Source organism: Streptomyces sp. 71268 (assembly GCF_029392895.1).
GTDB lineage: Bacteria > Actinomycetota > Actinomycetes > Streptomycetales > Streptomycetaceae > Streptomyces.
Map to the genome: position 1 here is coordinate 2,590,840 of NZ_CP114200.1, position 20,930 is coordinate 2,611,769.

Genomic DNA, 20,930 nt, shown 5'->3' on the forward strand with positions numbered 1-20,930 from the left:
CGCCGGGCCGCGCGGCCAGCACACCGCCACGGTTCGGAGCGGCGCCATCGATGTGACACTGGGGGCGTGAGAAGCGTAGAGACGCCCTTCGTCGGCGGGCCGCTGGACGGTCGCGTACTGCCGGTGCTGACCGGCGCGACCGGGCAGCCGCCCAGGACGTACGAGGTGCCGGTGCCCAACGACGACGGCACCCCGCCGACGGTGTACGTCTACGTCCGCGTCCCCGTCGCCCTCTCCCGCCGCCTCGGCGTGCCCCGGGGCTGGCAGTACGAGTACGCCCCGGAGGGCAGGCCGCGCGAGGGTCTCAAGTGGCCCTGGTCCCGCCCGAACCGCTGACCCACCGCGCCACCGGACTCCACCGCGCCTCCGGCGCACCACACCGCCCACCCGCAAGCCCGCACCACCCCCGCCCCGGCGGTGCGGGCGGTTGGCTGACGGCGGCGCGGCCCGGCCGCACGCCCCGGGACCAGCGGGTCCGGGGGCCGCACCCGCGCTTCAGTTTTGGTCCGGACCATTGACACTTCTGGTCTAGTCCTTGTTTGCTGCTTGCGCGGAGAGAGCCGCTTCCGCGCCTCCCTGGCCGTCCCCCACCCCACGGAAGCGCCTCTCCGCCTCGACCCCGTACGCCCCACCCGTACCGCTGTCGAAGCCCCCAAGGAGCCCCCATGCGCTCGCACCCCCCGTCCCCGTCCGCGCAGCCGCGGAAGATCGCTCGGCGTGCTGCTCGCCGCGGCGAGCGCCGTCGCCGCCACCGCGCTCACCCTCCCGTCCCCGGCGACGGCCGCCCCCGCCCCATCCGCCCCACCCGCAACATCGCGACCGGCCCCGGCACCCGCGCCCGCCGCCGCGCCGACCGCGCTCCCGGAACACGCCCTGGTCGGCTACCTGCACGCCAGCTTCGCCAACGGCTCCGGCTACACGCGGATGGCCGACGTCCCCAACAGCTGGGACATCATCGACCTGGCCTTCGGCGAGCCGACCTCCACCACCTCGGGCGACATCCGGTTCAGCCTCTGCCCCAAGAGCGAGTGCCCGAACGTGGAGACCGAGGAGGAGTTCAAGGCCGCCATCAAGGCGAAGCAGGCCGCCGGCAAGAAGGTCCTCATCTCCATCGGCGGCCAGAACGGCCAGGTCCGCCTGGAGTCCACCGGCGCCCGCGACAAGTTCGTCTCCTCGGTGAGCGCCATCATCGACCGCTACGGACTCGACGGCCTCGACATCGACTTCGAGGGCCACTCGCTCTCGCTGAACACCGGCGACACCGACTTCAAGAACCCGAAGACCCCCGCCATCGTGAACCTGATCTCGGCGGTCAAGACCCTGAAGGCCAAGTACGGGCCGGACTTCACGCTCACCATGGCGCCCGAAACGTTCTTCGTGCAGCTCGGCTACCAGTTCTACGGCTCCGGCCCCTGGGGCGGTCAGGACCCGCGCGCCGGCGCGTACCTGCCGGTCATCCACGCGCTGCGGGACGACCTGACGCTGCTGCACGTACAGGACTACAACTCGGGCCCGATCATGGGCCTGGACAACCAGCACCACTTCATGGGCGGCGCCGACTTCCACATCGCCATGACGGACATGCTGCTCACCGGCTTCCCCGTGGCCGGCAACAAGAACAACGTCTTCCCCGCGCTCAAGCCCTCCCAGGTCGCCATCGGCATGCCGGCCAGCACCCACGCGGGCAACGGGCACACCGCGCCCGGCGAGGTCACCAAGACCCTGAACTGCCTCACCAAGAAGACGGACTGCGGCAGCTACCAGACCCACGGCACCTGGCCCGCCCTGCGCGGCCTGATGACCTGGTCCATCAACTGGGACAACTTCAACAAGCGGGAGTTCTCGAAGAACTTCGACGCCTACTACGGGCGCGGATAGCCAGCCCGCGGGGCGGGACACCCCAGCGCCCGGTGAGCGGCGGGACGCCGACCGCCGCGCCACCCACCAGGCGCCCCGCCCCGGCCGCGCCGCCGACGACGGCCCCCACCGCGTCGCCGGCGCGGCCCCTGGCCGGGCCCGCGCCCGCCGCCCCGCCACTCAGGCGCGCCCGGTACGCCGAGCGGGTGAGCGAGCGGCCCCACCCCTCGCAAATATGCGGTTTATACGACTAACCGTGCCACGATCCGATGACCGGGCCACCGGGCCCGGGACCGTCGAGCCCGTGGAGGTGAGCCGTGCCGCGACACCGCGTACGAGGCGCGTACGCCCTCGCGCTCGCCGCGAGCGCCGGGCTCGCGCTGCCCGCGCCGCACGCCGTCGGCGCGCCACCCCCGGCCCCCGCGCCGCACCACGGACCCGACCGCACCACCGAACCCCCGCGCGCACCGGGCCCACACGCCGGCCCCCAGCGCGCGCCGGCACGCACGGCCGCGCCCGGGGGCGTACCCGTGAGCGTCCTGCTGGCCCAGCTCAAGACGCACTACCGCGCGACCGACGAGGCCAGCGCGCGCTACCGGGCCATCGAGCGTCAACTCGTCCGGCAACGGCGCACCACCCAGCGGCTGATGGCCCGGCTCGCCGAGGCCCGCACCGGGCTCGCCGCCGCCCGCGAGAGCGCCGGGCGGCTGGCCCGGCAGCAGTACCGGTACAGCCTCGGCTTCTCGCCGGCCGTCCGGCTGCTGCTCAGCGACAACCCGGGCCGGGTGCTGGACGAGGAGCACGAGCTGCGCCGTGCGGCCGGCCGCACGGCCGCCGTCGCGGCCCGGCTGGCCGACGCCGAGATCACCACGGACTACTACGCCACCCACGCCCGCCGGGCACTGGACCGCAGGCAGACGCTGGCCGACCGACACAAGCGCCAGCGCGACATCGTGCGCGCCCGGCTCGCCACCGTCGAACGCCTCCTGGCCTCCCTGACCGCCGACCGGCTCGCCGCGCTCCAGCGGCTTGAGACGTACGGCGCATACGGCGCCCCCGGCACCGCAGCGGCGCGCGATCCCGCTGCCGCCGGGGGCGCTCCGGCCACCGGCGCCCGGGGTCCCGCGAGCGCCCCGCCGGCGGCCCCGCCACGCGCCGGCGCGCGACCGGCCGGGCCGGCGGCCGGCGCCGCGCCCGGCACGCCGCCGGCCGCGGCCCGCCCGCGCGGCCGATAGCCCGCGCGAGGTGCCGGGCCGGGCGCGGCCCGCTCGCTACGCCGGCACCCCGGGCGCCGCCTCGCCGACCCGCGCGAGGTAGGCGGCGGCCAGGTCCGGGTCGTAGAAGTAGTGCTCGAAGTCCGCGGGGTCGTTGAAGCCGTTCGCGAAGCGGTCGGCGACCGGCTGCAGGTCGCCGGCCGCGCCGAACAGGTTCAGCACGTGCTCCGGCGGCGGGGCCAGCATCGCGTTGGTCCACTTGGTCACGTACTGCGCCGTCTGCCAGTACCGGTCGAAGGTCGCCTGCATCCACGCTGCGTCGAACGGCTGGTCGCCGCGCTCCAGGATGGAGGCGAGGTAGGAGGCGGCGCACTTGCTCGCGGAGTTGGAGCCCTGGCCGGTGATCGGGTCGTTGGCGACCACGACGTCGGCGACCCCGAGCACCACGCCGCCCGACGGCAGGTGCCCCACCGGCTGCCGCACGGTCGGCGCGTACCGGCCGGCGAGCGTGCCGCGCGCGTCCGTCAGCTCGACGGCGGTGGAGCGCGCGTACTCCCACGGCGTGAACTTCTTCAGCAGCTCCAGCGTCAGGGCCAGGTGCTCGTTCGGGTCCTTGACGCCCTGGAACGCGTCGAGCGGCCCGCCGGGGATGCCCTCCCAGAAGAGGATGTCGGCGCGGCCCGAGAGCGTCAGCGTCGGCATCACGAACAGTTCGCCGACGCCGGGCACCACGTTGCAGCGCACCGCGTCGAACTCGGGGTGCTCGGGGCGCGGCCCCATGCCGTGCACGTACGCGACGGACAGCGCCCGCTGCGGGGTCTCGTACGGCGAGCGGCTGGCGTCCCGGCCGAACATCGAGACCAGCTCGCCCTTGCCCGCGGCGACCATCACCAGGTCGTAGGCGCGGGAGAAGTAGTCGAGGTCCGAGACGGCCGCGCCGTGCACCACGAGCTGGCCGCCGCGCTCGGCGAACGTCTCCATCCAGCCGGCCATCTTCACCCGCTGGTCCACGGACTGGGCGATGCCGTCCAGCCTGCCGACCCAGTCGATCAGCCGGGTGGAGGAGCCGGTCGCCTCGTCGGGCGGCCCGGCGACCGACACCCCGAGCCCTTCAATGCGCGGCGCCTGGTCCTCCCAGAAGTTCAGCCGCAGATCGCGCTCGTGCTGCAGCGCCGTGTGGAACATGCACTGCGTGGACATCACCCGCCCGGTGCGTATCTCGTCAGCCGTGCGGTTGGACATCAGGGTGACCTCGTACCCGTGGGACTGCAGGCCGAGGGCGAGTTGCAGGCCGGACTGGCCGGCCCCGACGATGAGGATCTTCCGCATGACAGCTCTCTCTCACACAGCGCGACCCGGCGCCCGCCGCCCGCCCCCGGCGTGAACCGACGGGCGAGCGCGATCGCCGAGTCGACGACACGTACAACAACAAAGGGGGGATTCTCCGGCGGCGGCGCCGGCCACGGAAGGCGGCGGGGCTACGGCGTCCGCGCCCGGTCGCGCGGGGGGGGCGCGTCACTCCGGCGTGCGGTCCAGCGCGTAGCCGACCAGCGCGAGCAGCGTCTCCACCACCGTGTCCCGCCGCCGCGCGTCCATGATCACGATGGGCACGTGCGGCGGCACGGACAGCGCGTCGCGCACATCGTCGGCGGTGTACACCTCGGTGCCCTCGAAGTGGTTGACGGCCACGACGTAGGGCAGCCCGCCGCTCTCGAAGTAGTCGAGCGCGGGCCAGGAGTCCTCCAGGCGGCGGGTGTCGACCAGAACGATCGCGCCGATCGCGCCCCGCACTAGGTCGTCCCACATGAACCAGAACCGCTGCTGGCCCGGCGTTCCGAACAGGTAGAGAACCAGGTCGGACGCGAGGGTGAGGCGTCCGAAGTCCATCGCGACGGTGGTCGTGGTCTTGTGCGGAGTGGCCTCGATGTCGTCCACGTCCGCGCTGGCCTGCGTCATCAGCGCCTCGGTCTGGAGCGGGGTGATCTCCGAGACCGAGCCGACGAACGTCGTCTTTCCCACCCCGAACCCGCCGGCCACCACGATCTTCGTCGCGGTGGGCGCCCGGGAGCGGTCGAACTGCCAGCCCTGCAGGCCCTCCTCGGCGGCGAGCAGCCTCGCCACCTCGTCGGCCGCCGCGCGCTCGTCGAGGCCGACCACGCCGGCGGGCGCGCCGGCGTGCCCCACGATGTCGATGCTGCCGTCGATGCTCTCCTGCGTGCCGTCGTCGGCGCCGGCCAGGGCCCGTGCGCCAACCCGCGCCGCGCCACCGACGACGACGCCGGGAGCGGAGCCGTCCGCGGCGGCGGGGAGGCCGGTGGCGGGGAGGTCGGCGGCGGGGTCGCCCGTCGGGGCCCGGTCCGACGGCGGGTCCGCGACGGCGGGTATCGCCGTCACCGTTTCAGAGCCTGCGGAGTCCACCGAGCACCCTTTCCAGCAGCGCGCGGTCCGGCTGCCCAGGCTCCCGCCCGGCGCCGTAAACGCGGATCTTTCCCTGGTCGGCGAGGTCGCTGAGCAACACCCGCACGACGCCGAGCGGCATCTTGAGGAGCGCGGCCACCTCCGCCACCGAACGCATCCGGCGGCACAGCGCGACGATGGCCCTGATCTCCGGCAACACCCGGCTGTTCAGGCCGCCGGAGGTCAGCTCCCGCCGCTCCTCGGGCGCCTCCAACGCGGCCACGAACGTCTCGACCAGCAACACGTGCCCACACCGCGTCCGACCGCCCGTCAGACTGTACGGGCGCACGCGCGAGGGTCGCCGTCTCGGCAACTGGGAGGTCGCGCTCATCGCGCCGACTCCACCGACCTGCGCAGTTCGCTGCGCAGTTCCGGCGTGAGCACGTGCCCGGCCCGGCCGACGAACAGGGCCATGTGGTACGCCACCACGGTCATGTCGCAGTCGGGCGTCGCGTGCACGCCGAGCAGCGAGCCGTCGCTGATCGACATCACGAACAGGCTGCCCTGGTCCATCGCGACCATCGTCTGCTTGACGCTCCCACCGTCCATGAGCTGCGCCGCACCCAGCGTGAGGCTGCCGAGCCCGGAGACGATGGTGGCCAGGTCGGCGCTCGAACCCTTCGGCCCGTCCTGCCCCTGCGCCGGCTTGGCCGGCCTGGCCGCCGCCGCGGTCTCCTCCGGATCGGAGGAGAGCAACAACAGGCCGTCGGAGGAGACCACGGCCACCGACATGACCCCGGGCACCTCCTCCACCAGATTGGTCAGCAGCCAGTGCAGGTTGCGGGCCTCGTTGCTCAGCCCGTACGCCTGCGGCCTGGCCGGAGCCTCGGTCGGCGTCTCGGGGGGCGCCCCCCGGAACATTGCGGTCAACTGCGTGCCTCCTCGACGTTTCCACCCTCGTCCAGCGCCCCCGCTTGGTGTTGCGTGTCCCGTTGTCGCGCGTGCCGCTGTCGCGGCTGTCGATCCTCTGGCTGCCGACCGGTCGGCGGCTGGTCATGCCGCTCCTGGTCGTACGGCGATTGATGATGCTGCTCCTGGTCGTACGTGGGTTGGTCGGACTGCCCCGGCCCCCGGCCCTCGACGTGGTCCTGGCCGGGCGTTCGCCGGCTTCGCTCCGGCTCGCTCCCGTGCCCCGGCGCGGCGGCGTCGGGCGTGGCGGCGTGGGGCGTGGCGGCGTGGGCCGGCTGGTCGAGCGCCGGTGGTGCCTCGTGGTGCGGGGCCACGGGCGGTTCCTGCGCCTGGCCGGGCGGTGGCTGGTCACCCCGCTGGTCCCCCGGCGCGGGGCCGCTTCGCGCGGCCAGGCGCTCCGCGATCTCCGCCTCGGCGTCCCGGCGGCCGTCCCGCGCGCCCTGCTGGAACCCACCGAGCCGCCGCCGCAACATCTCCGCGTCGACCTTGCGCCGCTCGCCCGCCACGGGCTTGCGCGGCGCCACCACCCGCGGAGTCCGCTTGGGGAGGCCCTTGTCGGTACGGGGCCCGTCGGCGCGGGCGGCGTCGGCGTGCGCCTCGTCCGGGAGGGCGGCACCGCCTCGTGGACCCGAGGCGGCGAGCGGGCCACGCACGTCCGGGCTCACCGAACCCGGCTCCGCCGGACGCGGGGCGGAGGAGGTCCACAGGGTCGGTACGGGCTCACGCGGGGCGTCGGGCCGGGCGTCCGGCTCCTGGCGGGCCGAGCGCTCTATGGCCCGCTCGGCCGCGGCCACCAGCGGGTCACCCGCCGCCGTGGGCCCCTCCGCCGCGCTACGCGCCCGGGCTCGCGGCGGCGCGTCCGACCACTGACCGGGCGGTTCGGCGTCTCCGCGACCGCCGGCGGGCGGCCCGTCAGCGCGCGGGCCGGGCGTCGCCGGCTGTCCCTCGCGCTGGCTCGGCACCAGCGGCTCACCGTCCCCCGGCTCCGCCTCGCCGAGGCCGGGCCCCCACGGCTCGCCCGTCCACGGCATGGGACGGGCCTCGCCGGGCCGGTACTGCTCGGGGTGCTCGCGGCCGGCGAGCGGGGCGTTCGGCTCGGGGTGCGCGCGCCGCGCGCGCCGGCGCCCCGTCGGCTGGCCCGTCGCCGACGGGTCGTCACCCCAGGGCTCGGCACCGGGCGCTGCGGCGACACCGGACACCCGCGTGGCCGTCCCGGCACCCGAGAAGGTCGCCCCCCGGGGCACGGTGCCCTCGTCCCCGGGGGCGGCGTGGTCGGTGGGAGTCACGTGGGCGGCGGGGGGCGCGTGAGTGACGGGTGCGGCGTGCGCGGTCGGGGGCGCGTGCTCGGCGCCCGGGTCGTCGCCCACGGCGCGCACCCCGTCGTCGTGCGCCGCCGAACCATGCGCTGGCGAACCGTACGCGGCGGGGTCATGCGCGGCCGGGTCGTGTGACACCGGGTCGTGGGCCGTGCGGGAGGCGGCCGGGTCGTACGCGTCGGACTGGTCCAGGACGCCGGCTTCGGGCCCGGCCGCCTGACTCGTCGGCACGGGCGCGGTGTTCGGCACGGGCGCGGTGTGCGGTGCCGCCTCGCCGAGCTGCGCCGGCGCACCACCGGCGGGGTCCGTGCGCAGGGCCACCGAGCGCGCGCTTCCCGCCACGGCCGGCGGCTGCGGAAGGATCTGCCGAGGCAGCACGACGACCGCGGTGACCCCGCCCTGCTTCTGCTCGCGCAACTGGACCCGCACACCGTGCCGGGCCGCGAGCCGGGTGACCACGTACAGCCCGAGCCCCAACGGATCGTCAGGCTGCGGGCCCTGGCAGTAGTCCGGAACGGGGTCGGCGAGCCGGGCGTTCAGCTCGTCGAAGCGCTCCGGCGTCATGCTGATGCCCTCGTCCTGCACGGAGAGCATCACCTCGCCGCTCTCCATCAGCCAGCCGGAGACGTGCACCTCGGTGCCGGGCGGGGAGAACACGGTGGCGTTCTCCAGCAGCTCCGCGATCAGGTGGCTGATGCTGTCGGCCGCGAACCCGGCGACCTGCGCCTGCGGCGGCAGCGCCTGGATACGGATGCGCTGGTACCGCTCCACCTCACTGATCGCGGCGCGCAGCACGTCCAGCAACGGCACCGGCCCCGGGTGGTTGGACTGGCGCTCGGAGCCGGCGATGACGAGCAGGTTCTCGCTGTACCGGCGTATCCCGGTGGCGAGGTGGTCGAGCGTGAAGAGGGTGTCGAGCCGCTCCGGGTCCTGCTCGCTCTCCTCCATTGTCTCGATGACGGTCAGCTGCCGCTCCACCAGGCCGAGGGTGCGCAGGGCGAGGTTGACGAAGCTGCTGTGCACCCGGTCGCGGAGGCCGTCGAGTCGGGCCTGCACCTCGTCCCTGAGCCGGCGCAGTTCCTCGCACTCCTGCCGGATCTCGGCGATCTGCGCCGCGAGGTGCTGGCGCTCCTCGATCAGGTGGCCGCGCTCCGCGGCGAGCTTGGCGACCCGCGCGCGCTGGCTGCCCAGGTTCTCGTGGAGCTGGTTGACGGACTGTACGAGCCCGGCGAACTCGTCCCCACGGGCCGCGTCCCGACGCCCGAGGGTCACCGGTTCCGCGCTGGTCGGGTCCTCGACCAGGCGGCGGGCCCCGGCGCGCAGCGCGACCAGCGGGCGCGTCACCGAACGGGTCGTGCGCACACTCACGGCGATCGCGAGCAGCAGGCACCCGAGCAGCAGCGCGGCCCGCAGCTCCAGCGCGGTGATCTCGTCGTCGCGCGTCCGCTCCGCGCGCGTCAGCCCGTCAGCGGCCAACGCGGTCTCGGCGCCGCGCAGCCGGTCGACGCGGGCGGTGAGCGCGGCGTCGACCCGCTCCCGATCGAGCGCGAGGTCGGCGGCGGTGAGGCGGGGGGCGTCGGTGAGCTGGTCGAGGTAGTGCTCGGCCGCGGCGACGTCGCGGCCGGTGGCGGCGCGCTCCAGGCGCTTGCGGGCGGGCCCGGGGGCGAGCTGGGCGAAGTCCGCGAGCGCCGCCTCCTCGCGCAGTCGGGTGCGCTGCGCCGAGGCGGTGAGGTCCGGTTGGCGGCCACCGGAGGCCAGGGCTCCGAGCAACAGCGCCCGACTCCCGGACGCCTGTTCCACGGCGCGGCCCAGTGGGCCGAGGGAGCTGGGCTCGACCACGCCGGCGGCCCGGTACAGGGCCCGCACCACGCCGGTGTACGCGTCGAAGGTCTCGACGGCCGAACCGGGCCCCGACAGCGCTCGCTGCCGGGCCTTCGGCAGTCCGCCAAGCCGCTTGGTGGCGTCGGCGAACGTCACGGAGGCGTCGCTCGCGCTGTCGCGCAGCTCCCCGATCTGTCGGTCCACCCGGGCGCGCACGGCCTTCGACGCGCCCCCGCCGAGGGCGGCGGAGCGCCCGGTCGCCACGTACTCCGTCATCGCGTCGCGCTCGTCGGCCAGCGAGTGGGCGAGGGAGACGGCCGCCACGGCGGCCTCGGCGCGATCGACGCCGCGCTGGGCGTCCTGGACGTCACGGGTCGCCGTGACGAGGACGGGGGCTCCGGCCGCGATGACCGCGGCGGCGACCACGGTCACGGACACGACGAGTCGGTTGCGCACCCGTGCCCGACGCTCCGGCACGGGATTGCGCTCGCCCGGACTGCCCTTGCTGCCCCGAAGCCGTCTTTTCCGCACCGGTGCCCACATTCTTCTCTCGCCCGACCCACCGTGGTTCCAGGAGGTGACGACAGCTCCGCAGTTGCTCTGGGACCGTGCGCTCGACCGTGTGACGCCACGCTCGTACCCACTCCTGGTACGGAAACCGACCTTTCCAGTACCGCCGTGCGGCGGGCACGCATCGACAGCCCGGCCACTCGAACGAGTGAACATCAATCGGAAGTTGGCCATCAACTTGCACCACAGACCGCGCACGCGCGCTGACTCGACCAAGTGGAAAACACCACGGTGTCCTGACAGGATGCCCGCCCGCAGCCCTTCGGGGGCCAGTTCCGCGCGAATTAACCTCACCGAAACCCGCGAGAGCCCTTTGGTATGGGCCAATACCCGAACCCCTTTCGCCTCTCGGCGGGAGCGGATGACGGTCCGGCAGACTGGCGCCATGCGTCTCGATCTGGCCACCGCCCCCGGGGACCCCCAACGCCCCAACGAGGACTACGCGTCCATAGCCCTCCCGGCATCCGGGCAGGGCGGAGCGCTGGTACTCCTCGACGGCGTCACGCCCCCGCCGAACCCGTACGGGTGCGCCCACTCAGTCCCCTGGTTCACCGCCCGACTCGGTGGCGCCCTGCTCGAACTGTCCGGTTCGCGGCGGGATATGCCCCTCGCCGACTGCCTGGCGGCGGCGATCACCCGGACCGCCGACGCCCATCGCGACACATGTGACCTTTCTCATGTTCGTACGCCCCAGGCAACCGTGGTCGTCGTCCGCTGGGACGCCGACCACGTGGAGCACCTGGTGCTCTCCGACTCCTCCCTGCTGATCGAGTCGCCCGACGGCACGGTGACGCCGGTGCTCGACTCCCGGCTCGACGAACTACCGCACAGCGTGCGCGCCCTCCGCGCCGCCACCCGCGCGCTCCCCCACGGTTCGGCCGAGCGCCGCGCGGCGGGCGCCGAGTACGGGCGGGCCGTTGAGGCCCTGCGCAACGCCGAGGGCGGCTTCTTCACCGCCGCCGCCGACCCGGACGTCGCCCGCCGAGCCGTCACCGGCACCACCCCGCGCACCGAGGCGCGGGCCCTCGCGGCGCTCAGCGACGGGGCCACGCGCTGGGTCGAGATCTTCCGCGAGGGCGATTGGACGGAGAGCCTCGCCCTGCTCCGCAAGGAGGGTGCACAGGCCCTGCTCGATCGGGTACGGGTCGCGGAGGAAGCCGACCCGGACGGCGTCACCTTCCCCCGCGGCAAGCCGCACGACGACGCGACGGCGATCTACGCCGAGCTGTGACCGACCGCCACGCGATCGCCCTCTGAACCCCACCGGGTCAGAAGCACATGTGGGGGCCGTCCCCGCTTTGGGGGTTCGGGCCGGGTGGGCCGGTCTCCGCTGCAAGGTGGGTCGACCTTCGTGGCGACGGGCGGGGCGGGGCGGACGGTGAGCGGCGCGAGCTGAATCGGCCGCACTCCCCGCGCGCCCGGCCGCCCGGCTCTCGGCTACCGCTCGGGCGTCGGCTACCGCTCAGCCCCCGGCTACCGCTCGGGCGCGGCGGACTCACGGCCCGACTCCGGGGGCGGCTCCAGCCCTGGTGTGGCCGACTCCGTCTCGTGGCCGGCGTTGAGCCGGTGCAGCAGGCGGGCCAGCTCGGCCACCTCCGCGCGGTCCCAACCCTCCAGCCGCTGGGCGTAGCGGGCGCGCAGGCCGCCGCGCACCCGGGTGAACCTGGCCCTCCCCTCATCCGTCAGATGGACCAACCACGCCCGCCCGTCGTCCGGGTCGGGGACCCGACCGACGAGCCCGAGCCGCTCCAGTGCGCGCAGTTGGCGGCTCATGGTCGCCTTGCCGACACCGAAGTACGCGGCCAGGTCCGTGGCCCGCATCTGCCCGACCTCACCTAACCGGGCCAACAGTCCGTACGCGGCGGGCTCCAGGTCGGGATGCACCTCTCGCGCCATCTCGCCCAGGTTCGCGCGAGCGCGCCGGAGAAAGACGGACAACTCACGCTCAAGGGCCAGAAAGGCGCCGTCGACCCCCGCTCGACCCTCGCCGTCGCCAGTTCCCCCGACCCCGGTGTTGTGCACGTCAGCACCTCTCCGGCTTTTCAGCACGTGAAAGTCTCGTCGCGCCGCGACGCGTTGCCGCAGCTCCGCCAGTATTTTGCAGGAATACACCGCGACTCCACCCAGGACCTCTTCCCATTCCCCCATCTACGCCCGTAGAGTGGAAGCGTGACATGGTCATTACAAAGCCATGTCACATGTCCCCCACCGAGGCCATCGGAGGCATACCCATGCCCACGCACAGACCCGGTTCCCCCCGCCGCTCCCTCACCGCAGTGGTCGGGTTTCTCGCAACGTTCCTCGCCATGACGTTGGCGTTCACGCTGCCCGGTGCGGCCACCGCTGACGACCAGCCCATTCCCCACCCGGAAAAGGACTGGATGGGCTCCACCATCCTGGAACGGGAGGGCGGCAACCCCCACAATCAGCCCCCCTCCTCACGCGCCGCCTCCGTCGAGGGCGTCGACGTCAGTAGCCACCAGGGCAGCGTCAACTGGTCCTCGCTGTGGAACAGCGGGGTGCGCTGGGCGTACGTCAAGGCCACCGAGGGCCTGACGTACAAGAACCCGGACTTCGCCCAGCAGTACAACGGCTCCTTCAACGTGGGCATGATCCGTGGCGCCTACCACTTCGCGCTGCCCAACGTCTCCAGCGGAGCCCAGCAGGCGAACTACTTCGCCAGCAATGGTGGGGGCTGGTCGCGTGACGGCAAGACGCTTCCGGGGGCACTTGACCTGGAATACAACCCGTATGGCGCCACGTGTTACGGGTTGAGCCAGAGCGCGATGATCAACTGGGTGCGGGACTTCTTCAACACCTACAAGGCACGCACCGGTCGTGACGCCGTCATCTACACGTCCACCAGTTGGTGGAAGACCTGCACGGGTAATTACGCGGGCTTCGGCAACACCAATCCCCTGTGGGTTCCGCGCTATGGCTCGTCGGTGGGCGAACTTCCCGCTGGTTGGGGCTTCCACACCATGTGGCAGTACACCTCCACGGGGCCGATCGTTGGCGACCACAATCGCTTCAACGGTGCGTACGACCGCCTCAAGGCACTCGCCAACGGCTAATCGATCTCGCCGACATCCCGGCGTCGTGTTCGGAACGCTGTTATGCGACCCCCGTCGCACCGTTCTTCTCGCATCGCTCTTCCGTGATCGTGATTGCGTGAGATCACTTTCCAGCGCCCTCCCCCGGTGTTCGTGAGTGCGTCGGTCGCGGTCCCGGCGCCGTGCGGCCCTTCTCGCCCTCCGCGAGAGGGGCCGCACCCCGCTTCGCGCCCCCACTTCGGCGCCGTTGGCGCCACGCACTGCCTTTGACCCCATGTCAGTGGGTTCCACTACAGCCATACGGACAGGTCTGTCTGTATCCTGAAGAACGTTGGCGTAGGCTCCGGCGCGTACCTGACGCGGCACCGAGCCGGCGCCCGAACCAGGCACCCACCTCTTGGAGCGTGACGCATGGCTGGCAAGCGGTCTCCCGCTCGGAGTCGGATTCTGGATACCGCGACGGAGTTGTTCAACGCTCACGGCGTGCGTGGCGTGGGTGTGGACCGCATCATTGCCGAATCCGGCGTCGCCAAGGCGACCCTCTACGCTCACTTCCGCTCCAAGGACGATCTCGTCATCGCGTATCTCCACGGCGCCGACGGACTCTGGCGCGGTGCCCTGCGGGAGGCCGCGACCAGCGCCGGCTCCGACCCCCGCGAGCAGATACTCGGGCTGTTCGACGCGCTGCGCACCGCGACCATCTGCGACGGCTTCCGCGGCTGCGCCTTCATCAACACCGCGAGCGAGACGGAGCCCGGCACCGCCCCGCACGCCACCAGCGTCGAACACAAGCAAGCCGTGCGTGCCTGGCTGAGGGAGCTCACCGTCGCCGCGGGCGCCGACGATCCGGTCCTGTTGGCCCAGCAGCTCAGCGTGTTGATAGACGGCGTGATGTCCGCCGCGGCCCTGGAGCCGACGCCGGAGTTCACGGAAGCCGCGCGAGCGGCGGCCCGCACCCTCATCTCCGTCGCCTGCCCGGACCCCGCCATGGCCTAGCGGGGACGGGCCCGCCAGCTGGCGGGCGGTCCCCCAGTTGGCAGAGGCGCCAGCCTCCCGACCACCCGCCCGCGGTCACCCCTGCCTGAGCTTGCCCCGCGGGGCGGGGAACTTCGCTCGGCCTTCCCCACTATCGGCGACACCACCCTGGCCCCTACAGCCCTCGCGGGATCGCGGGATCGCGCGGAGGAGCGGGCGCCGGCTCCGGACGCGAAGGAGCCCGGCACGGCGAGGATGCCGTGCCGGGACCCGGGCGGAGAGGACGACGACACCTCGCGGGTGCCGCCGGCGCGCTCAGGCGGCCAGACTCGACTCCTCGGCGGCGGCCGGCACTATTCGGGCGGTCTCGGTCGTACCGCTGGTACGCAGGACGGCCCGGTAGGCGTCCTGCTGGGCCGTCAGCCCCGACTCGTCCATCCGGCGCGTCCCGTAGGCCACGAACGGCTCCTCGTACCGCATGCCGGTCACGCCTGCCGTGACGTCGAAGGGGCGCAGCAGGTCGGAGACGGAGAAGCGGTTCGCTCCCCCGGGCCTGTAGGCGTCGCTGGGGCCGCCCACGGTGGTCGCCACCCGCAGCGTCTTGCCGTGCAGGGCGGAGCCATCGGTGCCGTACGCGAACCCGTACACGAAGACCTCGTCGAGCCACTGCTTGAGCAACGGGGTCGCCGCGTACCAGTAGAAGGGGAACTGGAGCACGATCCGGTCGTGCTCCAGGAGCAGGCCCTGCTCGTGCGCGATGTCGATGCGCCCGTCGGGGTACGTGGCGTACAGGTCGTGGACCGTGACGCCGGCAACACTCCTGGCGGCATCGACGAGGGCCGTGTTGACGCGCGAGGTGGCCAACTGCGGATGAGCGAGGACAACCAGGGTGCGGGGCTCGGATGCCACGGAAGTCTCCTGTTCGGAGGCGATGCGTACGACCGGTGCGTGCAGCGAGGCCGCACGGGCGAGTTCAGTAGCGAACAGACAGGTCTGTCTGACACTCCAAAATTAACAGACAGACCTGTCTGCCTGTCAAGGTCATCGAGACAGTCAACGAGTCGTTCACCCTTTCGAGTTGACTGGCTGTCATGCGCTGCGCCAGTTGTCGGGACCTCGGGCGCCCCTCTCCCCTGCTGCCTTCCGTTTCCGAAGGTCAGGGGCCCCTGCCCGCGAGCTGAGCACCCTCGTACGCGTACGGGACGCTGACCTCGCGGGCGCCGTATAGCGACCCGTCACTTCGCGCTCCCATGGGGCTGACACGCCGAGGCCGGCGCCCCCCGCTCCACCGCGAGTGAAGGGGGAACGCCGGCCTCGGCGTCGCCGTTCGGGCACGGTCCGGCCGGGGTCAGGTCACGCGGCGACCTGCGTCCGGCTGTCCGCGCTCGCCACCAGGTCCGCGTCCGTGGCGGGGCTCAGCGCCAGCTCCAGCACCTGGCGCACGTCCGACACGGCGTGCACGTCCAACCGGTCGAGCACCTCGGCCGGAACGTCATCCAGGTCGGGCTCGTTCCGCTTGGGGATGACCACGGTCGTGATCCCGGCGCGGTGGGCGGCCAGCAGCTTCTGCTTGACCCCGCCGATCGGCAGCACCCGCCCGGTCAGCGACACCTCACCGGTCATCGCCACGTCCGGGCGCACCTGGCGGCCCGACAGCAGCGAGGCGAGGGCGGTGGTCATCGTGATGCCCGCGCTCGGCCCGTCCTTGGGCACCGCTCCGGCGGGCACGTGCAGGTGGACGCCGCGCTCCTTGAGATCGGCGACCGGCAGTTCCAGTTCGGCCCCGTGCGAGCGCAGGAAGGAGAGCGCGATCTGTGCGGACTCCTTCATGACGTCGCCGAGCTGTCCCGTCAACGTGAGCCCCGCGCCACCGGTCTCGGGGTCGGCCAGCGACGCCTCGACGTAGAGCACGTCACCGCCGGCGCCGGTGACCGCCAACCCGGTGACCACGCCGGGGACGGCGGTACGCCGCTCGGCCGGGTCCTGGGCGGCCTCGGGGGTGTGGTGCGGTCGGCCGATGAGCGGTCGCAGCTCGTCCGGGCCGATGGTGAAGGGCAGCTCCCGCTCGCCGAGCGCGTGCTGGGCCGCGACCTTGCGCAGCAGCCGCGCCACGTACCGCTCCAGGTTCCGTACGCCCGCCTCGCGCGTGTACTCGCCCGCCAGCTTGCGCAGCGCCGCGTCCTCCAGCGTGACCTCGCCCGGTTCGAGGCCCGCCCGCTCCAACTGGCGCGGCAGCAGGTGGTCGCGGGCGATGGTGACCTTCTCGTCCTCCGTGTAACCGTCCAGGCGCACCAGGTCCATCCGGTCGAGCAGCGCCTCGGGGATGGATTCGAGCACGTTGGCGGTGGCCAGGAACACCACGTCGGACAGGTCCAGTTCGACCTCCAGGTAGTGGTCCCGGAAGGTGTGGTTCTGCGCCGGGTCGAGCACCTCGAGGAGCGCGGCGGCGGGGTCGCCCCGGAAGTCGGAGCCGACCTTGTCGATCTCGTCCAGCAGGATCACCGGGTTCATCGAACCGGCCTCCTTGACGGCCCGTACGATCCGGCCCGGCAGGGCGCCCACGTAGGTACGCCGGTGGCCGCGGATCTCGGCTTCGTCCCGCACGCCACCGAGCGCGACCCGCACGAACTCGCGCCCCATGGCACGGGCCACCGACTCACCGAGCGAGGTCTTGCCGACGCCGGGAGGGCCGACGAGCGCGAGTACCGCGCCACCCCGACGGCCACCCACGACACCCAGGCCACGGTCCGCTCGCCGCTTGCGCACCGCGAGGTACTCGGTGATGCGCTCCTTCACGTCCACCAGTCCGGCGTGGTCGGCGTCCAGCACCTCCTTGGCGCCCCTGATGTCGTACGCGTCCTCGGTCCTGCGGTTCCACGGCAGTTCGAGAACGGTGTCCAGCCAGGTCCTGATCCAGCCACCCTCGGGACTCTGGTCGGAGGCCCGCTCCAGCTTGTCGACCTCCTTGAGCGCCGCCTCACGCACCTTCTCCGGCAGGTCAGCGGCCTCGATGCGGGTCCGGTAGTCGCCGGACTCGTCCTCACTGTCGCCGTTGAGCTCGGCGAGTTCCTTGCGTACCGCCTCAAGCTGGCGGCGCAGCAGGAACTCGCGCTGCTGCTTGTCGACGCCGTCCTGTACGTCCTTGGCGATGGACTCGGCCACGTCCTGCTCGGCCAGGTGCTCCCGGAGCCAGCCCATGGCGAGCTTGAGGCGCGCCACCGGGTCGAGGGTCTCCAGGAGTTCCAGGCGCTGGGTGATGGTGAGGAACGGGAAGTAGCCGGAGTTGTCGGCGAGCTGCGCGACGTCGTCGATCTGCTGCACCCGGTCCACGACCTGCCAGGCGCCCCGCTTGCGCAGCCAGCTCGTGGCCAGCGCCTTGTACTCCTTCATCAGCTCGGCCTGCGAGCCCGGCGAGATCTCGCTGGCATCCGGGCCGGTCTCCTCGACCGGGGTGCCCTCGATCCACAGAGCGGCCCCCGGCCCGGTGGTCCCTGCGCCGACCCGCACCCGGTGCACGCCACGGATGAGTGCGCCGGGGTCCCCGTCCGAGAGGCGGCCCACCTGCTCGACGGTGCCGAGCGTGCCCACCCCCGCGTACGTTCCCTCGATCCTCGGCACGAGCAGCACCTGCGGCTTTCCCGCACTCCCGGTGCCGTTCCCGCTGGACCTCGCGGCGGCCTGGGCCGCTTCCACGGCGGCTCGTACGTCCGCGTCCGTCAGATCGAGCGGCACCACCATGCCGGGCAGTACCACCTCGTCGTCGAGCGGCAGCACAGGCAGGGTGAGCGGTGTAGACAGCGAAGCCATGATCTCCCCTTCGGCAGGCAAGTTGAGCTACACACACTCAATGCATATGAGGCGCCTCGTGTTCCCTCACCTGTGTTCGCTGTGAGCGATCAGACGCCGTGGTGGCTCGGCCGACTGCTGGCCCATGTGGGCAAACCACTCGCCCGGCGGCTTTACTCCGCGCCTGATCCCGCGTTGAGCAGGAACTTTGCCTGGTTCCCCGGGCCGGCGAGGCGGGGACTGGGAGCGGGGCGGTGCTGACTGATGGTGTCGATTTCGGCGGCAGTCTTCGGAGGGGCGAGGCGGTGTCGGCCGGTCGGCCCCATTGGGCTGACGGTTCGGCGGAGCGGGTTGTCGGGGCGGCGGGCCATCGGGCCGTGGGTGTGGAGGCGCGGGGCGCCGCACGTGACGCTGGCAGACGGCCGGGGGCGTCTAGGTGCGTGGCGGAGCGCGGGTACCTGGTGGCACCGGCGCGCGCCCGGCCTCAGGCGGCGGCGGTCGGTACGCGCTGGCACGGACGGCTGTCGGTAGGTGCTGGCGCGGGCGGCGGTCGGTGCGCGCTTGCGGGTGGCGGCGGGGCGCTTCGGGACGGTGGCGCCCCGGGCGCCTACTGCGTTTTCAGTAGGTGGTCGTGTGGTTTCAGTAGGCCGCAGTGTCCGTAGCGGCATGACGACGGGACGGGCCCTCTCCCACGAGCCTTGAGAGGTCATCGCTTGTGGATAGGGAGACCCTGACGTGGCGACTTTTCTGTATCGGCTCGGCCGCGGCGCCTTTCGGCGACGCGGCAGGGTCGTCCTCATATGGCTGGGCGTGCTGGCCGCGGTAGTGGTGGGCGCCGCGGGGGCGTCGGGCCCCTCGGACGAGGAGTTCTCGATGCCGGGGATCGAATCGCAGAAGGCGTTCGATCTCATGGAGGAGCGCTTTCCCGGAACCGCCGCGGACGGCGCCACCGCCCAGGTCGTCTTCGTCGCCCCGGACGGGCAGAAGGTGACCGCCGGCGACGCGCGGAAGGCCGTCGAGGACGCGGTGGGCTCGCTGGGCGGCGGCCCGCAGGTGGCCGACGTCGAGGACCCGTTCGCGTCGGAGGCCGTCAGCGAGGACGGAGCGACCGCGTATGCGACCGTCACCTACGAGGTGGGTCCCTCCGAGGTGACCGACGCCAGCCGAACCGCGGTGGACGAGGCGGCGGAACAGGCACGGGCGGCGGGCCTGACGGTGGAGACCGGCGGGTCGGCGATGGACAGCGGCGGCGGGCCCGGCGGAACCGCGGAGATCGTGGGCCTCGCCGCGGCGGCGGTCGTGCTGCTGTTCACCTTCGGATCGCTGGCCGCCGCGGGACTGCCGCTGCTGACCGCGGTCGTGAGCGTCGCGGTGAGTCTGTTCGTCATCGTGCTGCTGGCGGGCCCGTTGGGGCTTTCGGCGGACACGCTCACCCTCGGCATGATGTTGGGCCTGGCGGTGGGCATCGACTACGCCCTGTTCGTGGTCTCCCGCTACCGCGAGGAGCGCGGGCGCGGCCTGCCGCCGCAGGAGGCGGCCGGGGTGGCGGTGGGAACCGCCGGATCGGCGGTCGTGTTCGCCGGGGTCACCGTGGTGATCGCGCTGGCGGGCCTGTCGGTCGTCGGCATTCCCACGCTGACCAAGATGGGCCTGGCCGCCGCTGGGGCCGTCACGGTCGCCGTACTGGTGGCCTTGACGGTCGTCCCCGCGCTGCTCGGCTTCTGGCCGAACGCGGTGCTGTCGCGCAAGGTACGCAAGGCCGGCACCACCACCCCTCGCGACGGCGGCGCGGGCGGGCGGGGCAACCTGGGCGCGCGTTGGGCCCGTTTCGTACTGCGCCGCCCGGTAGCGGTACTGGTCCTCGGCGTGGTGGGCCTGGGCGCGCTGGCCGTGCCGATGACGTCGCTGCAACTGGGCATGCCGGGTGACGAGGCCAAGTCCACCGCCACCACCGAACGACGGGCCTACGACGCGCTCGCCGAGGGCTTCGGCCCGGGCTTCAACGGTCCGCTCACCATCGTCGTGGACGCGAGGGAGGCGGCCGACCCGCGGGCGGCGGTACGCGCCATCAGCGACCGGATCAGCGCCACGGACGGCATCGTGTCGGTCTCGCGGGCCGGCTTCAACGAGGCCGGCGACACCGCCGTCTTCCGCGCCACCCCGTCCACCAGCCCAACGGACGAGAAGACCAAGGACCTGGTGGAGACGATCCGCCACGACCGGCCAGCGGTGGAGGAGCAGGCTTCGGCGACGTTCGAGGTCACCGGCACGACCGCGCTGAACATCGACATCGCGGCGAAGGTGCAGTCCGCGCTGGTGCCGTACCTGGCGGTGGTGGGCGGCCTGGCGGTGGTCCTGCTGCTGGTGGTCTTCCGGTCCGTGCTGGTACCGGTCAAGGCGGCCCTGGGCTTCGTCCTCTCGGTACTGGCCGCGCTGGGCGTGCTGGTACTGGTCTTCCAGGAGGGTCATGCGGCGGACCTCTTCGGAGTGGAGCAGACCGGGCCGATCATGAGTCTGATGCCGATCTTCATGATGGGTATCGTCTTCGGGCTGGCCATGGACTACGAGGTCTTCCTGGTCTCTCGCATGCGGGAGGCGTACACCCGCGGGGAAACCGCCGGTCAGGCGGTCGTGTCCGGGTTCCAGCACAGCGCCCGGGTGGTCACGGCCGCCGCGCTGATCATGGTCGCGGTCTTCTCGGGCTTCATCGGGGAGGACGGTTCGCTGATCAAGATGCTCGGGTTCAGCCTGGCGGCCGCGGTGCTCTTCGACGCCTTCGTGGTCCGCATGGCGATCGTGCCCGCCGTCCTGGCCCTGCTCGGCGACCGGGCCTGGTGGCTGCCGTCGTGGCTGGGCCGCCTGCTGCCCCGCGTCGACGTGGAGGGCGAGGGACTCGGTCACGCACGGCCCGACAGCCCGGGCCCGCACGCGGACGGATCGGTCGAAGCACGCGTGTGACCAACTCCCCCGCG

At 72.8% G+C, this 20,930-nt stretch carries 14 protein-coding genes and 1 pseudogene; 7 read left to right on the forward strand and 8 right to left on the reverse strand.

The window, feature by feature from the left end:
- The first annotated feature begins 66 nt into the window (after positions 1–66).
- The 3 genes and pseudogenes from OYE22_RS09385 to OYE22_RS09395 all read left to right on the forward strand — a co-directional run bounded on the left by OYE22_RS09385 (position 67) and on the right by OYE22_RS09395 (position 3,092).
- On the forward strand, positions 67–336 hold the full coding sequence (locus tag OYE22_RS09385) for a hypothetical protein (RefSeq protein ID WP_277319982.1): 270 nt from the start codon (positions 67–69) through the stop codon (positions 334–336).
- Positions 337–858: 522 nt separating this feature from the next.
- A pseudogene (locus OYE22_RS09390) lies at positions 859–1,878 on the forward strand (chitinase); the annotation flags it as partial.
- A gap of 296 nt (positions 1,879–2,174) precedes the next feature.
- The gene (locus tag OYE22_RS09395) at positions 2,175–3,092 is read left to right on the forward strand and encodes a hypothetical protein (protein ID WP_277319983.1); all 918 of its coding nucleotides are present in this window, start codon (positions 2,175–2,177) and stop codon (positions 3,090–3,092) included.
- 36 nt (positions 3,093–3,128) lie between these two features.
- Here OYE22_RS09395 and OYE22_RS09400 read toward each other — a convergent pair whose 3' ends face one another.
- The 5 genes from OYE22_RS09400 to OYE22_RS09420 all read right to left on the reverse strand — a co-directional run bounded on the left by OYE22_RS09400 (position 3,129) and on the right by OYE22_RS09420 (position 10,012).
- Positions 3,129–4,400, reverse strand: coding sequence for a styrene monooxygenase/indole monooxygenase family protein (locus OYE22_RS09400; protein WP_277319984.1), 1,272 nt, complete (start codon positions 4,398–4,400; stop codon positions 3,129–3,131).
- Positions 4,401–4,586: 186 nt separating this feature from the next.
- The gene (locus OYE22_RS09405; protein WP_277324061.1) at positions 4,587–5,228 is read right to left on the reverse strand and encodes an ATP/GTP-binding protein; all 642 of its coding nucleotides are present in this window, start codon (positions 5,226–5,228) and stop codon (positions 4,587–4,589) included.
- Between the two features lie 241 nt (positions 5,229–5,469).
- Positions 5,470–5,859, reverse strand: coding sequence for a DUF742 domain-containing protein (locus OYE22_RS09410; protein ID WP_176164060.1), 390 nt, complete (start codon positions 5,857–5,859; stop codon positions 5,470–5,472).
- On the reverse strand, positions 5,856–6,389 hold the full coding sequence (locus OYE22_RS09415; protein ID WP_277324062.1) for a roadblock/LC7 domain-containing protein: 534 nt from the start codon (positions 6,387–6,389) through the stop codon (positions 5,856–5,858). Before OYE22_RS09415 ends, OYE22_RS09410 begins: the two co-directional genes overlap by 4 nt.
- Positions 6,390–6,394: 5 nt before the next feature.
- Positions 6,395–10,012, reverse strand: coding sequence for a nitrate- and nitrite sensing domain-containing protein (locus OYE22_RS09420; RefSeq protein WP_277319985.1), 3,618 nt, complete (start codon positions 10,010–10,012; stop codon positions 6,395–6,397).
- Between the two features lie 517 nt (positions 10,013–10,529).
- Between OYE22_RS09420 and OYE22_RS09425 the strand changes: the two genes are divergently transcribed.
- On the forward strand, positions 10,530–11,375 hold the full coding sequence (locus tag OYE22_RS09425) for a protein phosphatase 2C domain-containing protein (protein ID WP_277319986.1): 846 nt from the start codon (positions 10,530–10,532) through the stop codon (positions 11,373–11,375).
- A 242-nt stretch (positions 11,376–11,617) separates the two neighbouring features.
- On the opposite strand, the gene OYE22_RS09430 is transcribed toward OYE22_RS09425, so the two are convergent.
- Positions 11,618–12,166: a MarR family transcriptional regulator gene (locus tag OYE22_RS09430; RefSeq protein ID WP_277319987.1), complete on the reverse strand. Its 549-nt coding sequence runs from the start codon at positions 12,164–12,166 to the stop codon at positions 11,618–11,620.
- Positions 12,167–12,375: 209 nt separating this feature from the next.
- On the opposite strand from OYE22_RS09430, the gene OYE22_RS09435 reads away from it, so the two are divergent.
- Together OYE22_RS09435 and OYE22_RS09440 are read left to right on the forward strand one after the other, a co-directional pair.
- The gene (locus tag OYE22_RS09435) at positions 12,376–13,218 is read left to right on the forward strand and encodes a lysozyme (RefSeq protein WP_277319988.1); all 843 of its coding nucleotides are present in this window, start codon (positions 12,376–12,378) and stop codon (positions 13,216–13,218) included.
- A gap of 390 nt (positions 13,219–13,608) precedes the next feature.
- Complete coding sequence (locus OYE22_RS09440; protein ID WP_277319989.1) at positions 13,609–14,193, forward strand: TetR/AcrR family transcriptional regulator; 585 nt, start codon at positions 13,609–13,611, stop codon at positions 14,191–14,193.
- Between the two features lie 294 nt (positions 14,194–14,487).
- Here the strand turns inward: OYE22_RS09440 and OYE22_RS09445 are convergent, their stop codons facing one another.
- Both OYE22_RS09445 and lon read right to left on the reverse strand, forming a co-directional pair.
- Entirely contained in the window at positions 14,488–15,081 is a 594-nt protein-coding gene (locus tag OYE22_RS09445; protein WP_277319990.1) for an NAD(P)H-dependent oxidoreductase, read from the reverse strand.
- A 444-nt stretch (positions 15,082–15,525) separates the two neighbouring features.
- A complete protein-coding gene (gene lon / locus OYE22_RS09450; protein WP_277319991.1) occupies positions 15,526–17,979 on the reverse strand; it encodes an endopeptidase La in 2,454 nt (817 codons plus the stop codon).
- Between the two features lie 714 nt (positions 17,980–18,693).
- Here lon and OYE22_RS09455 point away from each other — a divergent pair.
- A complete protein-coding gene (locus OYE22_RS09455) occupies positions 18,694–20,916 on the forward strand; it encodes an MMPL family transporter (RefSeq protein ID WP_277319992.1) in 2,223 nt (740 codons plus the stop codon).
- Positions 20,917–20,930 lie beyond the last annotated feature (14 nt).